The following is a 3,045-nucleotide window of genomic DNA, read 5'->3' as shown; positions in this document are numbered from 1 at the left end:
CTTCAATAGCAGAGGCGGCGTCAGCCGCCCGTCCGCGTAGCGGACGCCTTAACCCCAGCGATCGTGCTTTTGCACGAATTGCGCTTACGGAACGACCGAGGTCTGTCGCTATGTCCGTTACCGGCTTGGCCGTCGGGTACACGCGCTCAAGTAAATCTTCCTCGTCGCGCCGCCAGAAGCGTGTCGGCTTCCACTCGTTGTGCGTATAGTGCGCGCTTGCGCGCCACTCGCCAAGCGTCTCGTATAATGTCTTGCTGAGATCAACGGGTTCGGGCGGCGGCCCAACCTCTATCGGACGCCTGTAATAGCGAAAGCGGACTGCACTCTGCAGCATCGACCCTCAACCCCTGGTGTTCGAACGGTGTGAATGTATCCTTTCGATACAGCATAGTACAAAATGTTCTGCAGTTCGCCCTATTTTTACCACTATGTCTGCATCCGTGGGGCTACAACTAAATGGCGAGTAACTGCCAAAAATACCCGCTTATGCCTTCGGCGCATATCGGATATGCGTGCAACGCTTATCGGCGACGCGCCATTTCTAAGCGACCCTCTGCGCTCCCAGTTACAAATGCGTTCATTATTCTTCCCACGAACAAGCAGATTCAGGAAGCGAGCCGCAATAGTCAGTTCGCGGCACATCTTCTTGCTGGGGAAGGGCTGCGTGATGTCGAACGAAGAGCGGGAGAGTAATGACCAGGATCAGGAGAAGAGGCACGATTGGCTGACCTATGAAACCGCCCGGAAGGTGTTGGCCCAGCCACGGCGAGACCTGATGCGATTTCTACCGCCATCGAGACCGGCCCCCGCAGGGGTGACGCAGCCATGAGGACTTTCGCGGGCCCATGGTTTGCAATCATCATACTTGCGTCACCTTTTTTCCCTGAGGTTGCGCGTGCCGATGACACGCCTGCCGGATGCGAGACATTGGTTCAGGCGGCAGCGACTGGTCTTGCAGCCGACCTCAAAGCGGATGACGCAACGATCCATCAACCTCAGTCGGTAACCAAGTTCACCTGTCTGGGGAATTTCTTTAACGGTATTGGGCTCGATGTCCTTACCAACGGCATCAATATAGCGAGCATCGCCCAGGCGGCTATGGGTAAGGTGTGCTCCGAACTGACGTCCGAGTGGGAGAGCCTGCAAGGCGCCGCACAGTGCGGCTTGTCAGTCACCGGACTCGACACGAATTTCAACCTTGGCCTGGGCGCGGGCAGCTTCTGCCCGACTATCAATGTCGGGGGCGGCGGTGACAATCTGCTCAGTGCCGGCATGAATGCTTCGGGGAATGTTTCGTGGGATGTCTCCGGACGAACACAGCTTCCCGACGGATATTCCCTTGCTTTGATAGGAAGTAGCACCGGTTATTCTACGGTGGAACGGTAATGGCTCGGTTTACCAATTCCTTCATGCGTCTTTTAGTCATTGTTGCTTTCTCGTTCATAGTCGGAACGATGAGCGCTCCGCGTCCGGCGTATGCGCTGTTTGATAGCGCTGCGATTGTCTCAGCGATTACGGGGTTGCAGGGAGTCATCAATGGCACGCTGACGTCGTTCCAGAATATAGTGAATCTGGCACTCGGTCAGATCAATGGGGTGCTTGGGCCAGGTTTCGCTCAGCTTAGCAACTACATGAAGGCGCAGGTCGGGGCGCAAGAACAAATTGCCGATGCAACTAACATGGTGAATGCGCGGCTGGCGCGTGACGTGCGGAATTCGGAACAACGCAATAATCACGCTGTAAACCGGCAGGACTGTCTGAACCTCGAAGGCGGACAGGCCGCCGTAGTGGCAGCGAGGAAGGGCGACGACGTAGCGGCTGCCCTTGACTCAGGCAAAAGCGGGAGAGCTGAAGCTCACAAGGGTACGCCAGCATGGGAGGGGGCCGGGCAGGCACAGCAGGCGGCCAACAATAACCATTTCAGTCTATATTGTTCAGACGCGGAAGCGGATGCCGGCGTCTGCACCCTCGCGTCCCAGGACCAAAAGGATGCGGACCAGAACGCCAGCAGCCTCCTCACCCCTCCTGTCTATGTCGACAAGCAGGCAATTACCCGAGCGAACGACTATGCCACAACGCTCATCCAACCGTCGCCTCCGGCCGCTTTGCGCGGGAGCAGCCTTACGTCTATCGAGGGACAAGGTTCGCTTCCTGGCCGCAGGTCGTACAACGCGGCTATCACGCTGGCGGAACATGTCACCGATGGCGTCCTGGGCTGGCACGCGAATACCGTGTCGCTGAGTTCCGCGCAGAAGGCGGAGGCCACACGGGAAGGTATCACGGATACCGATGCCGGCAGCGAATACGAGGCGACCGACCTCGAGATAAACCGGAAATATAGCGGTACGGATTGGCAAGCTGACCTTCAAGCAATGCCGGCGCCAAAATCCGTTCTCGTTCAGATTGCGCTGCTCGACGCTCAGCGAAACTGGATTCTCTGGCAGCAATACAAGCTGGAGCAACAGCGCGCGTTGATGGAGGCAACAAGGCTCTCCATTGAAGCCGAGCGTCGTTTACGACCGGTCACGCCGATGCCGGTTCCAACCTCAACACTGAATTAGAGGACTTCGTCATGTCGGAAACAGGTGTAGCCGCATCTGGGCCCCTCGGAATGGCGCTTGCAGCGCTCGACGCGCAGCAATCTCGCCTGCCCGAGACGGAGCGCGGGCTCGGAAAAGAAGTGGCCGATTTGCGAGAGCGGCTGAAGGACAATCCCCGCCTGGAAAACGACGCTCGCTTTACTACAGAGGTCGCGTGGCTTGTCCAGGATTGGAAGGTGCTTAGCGGCACAGGGGAGGATCCCAAGATTTCTCCGCTCCTCGCAGCCGGTCTCCGCAGCTTCGCAACGGAGCTTCCCGGTCTCGAGAACGAAGAAATGAAGGGAATGCTCCGCCAGGCGGGTGGTCTTGAGGATCGCTCGCTCGCCCGAGACATCAGGCAGCAGGCGCTTCAAGTCGCGGACATGACGCCTGAGGACCAGGCGTCGATTGCGGCAGCCAGGATCGCGGCAGTGCTTGACTACCGCCTCGGTCTCGCGAACGCTGC

General features: G+C 58.2%; 2 protein-coding genes and 2 pseudogenes. 3 read left to right on the top strand and 1 reads right to left on the bottom strand.

Translation table 11 applies throughout. The annotated features are described in order from the left end of the window. A pseudogene (locus ABF821_RS12605) lies at positions 1–334 on the bottom strand (hypothetical protein); the annotation flags it as partial. Positions 335–825: 491 nt separating this feature from the next. Between ABF821_RS12605 and ABF821_RS12600 the strand changes: the two are divergent. The 3 genes and pseudogenes from ABF821_RS12600 to ABF821_RS12590 form a co-directional block, all read left to right on the top strand. Then, a complete protein-coding gene (locus ABF821_RS12600) occupies positions 826–1,386 on the top strand; it encodes a hypothetical protein (protein WP_415530215.1) in 561 nt (186 codons plus the stop codon). Continuing rightward, positions 1,386–2,561, top strand: coding sequence for a hypothetical protein (locus ABF821_RS12595; protein WP_415530214.1), 1,176 nt, complete (start codon positions 1,386–1,388; stop codon positions 2,559–2,561). Before ABF821_RS12600 ends, ABF821_RS12595 begins: the two co-directional genes overlap by 1 nt. Positions 2,562–2,611: 50 nt before the next feature. Continuing rightward, a pseudogene (locus ABF821_RS12590) lies at positions 2,612–3,045 on the top strand (hypothetical protein); the annotation flags it as partial.

It is taken from the genome of Gluconacetobacter sp. (genome assembly GCF_047721585.1).
GTDB classification, from domain to species: domain Bacteria; phylum Pseudomonadota; class Alphaproteobacteria; order Acetobacterales; family Acetobacteraceae; genus Gluconacetobacter; species Gluconacetobacter dulcium.
This window is presented reverse-complemented; position numbering and strand designations above follow the sequence as displayed.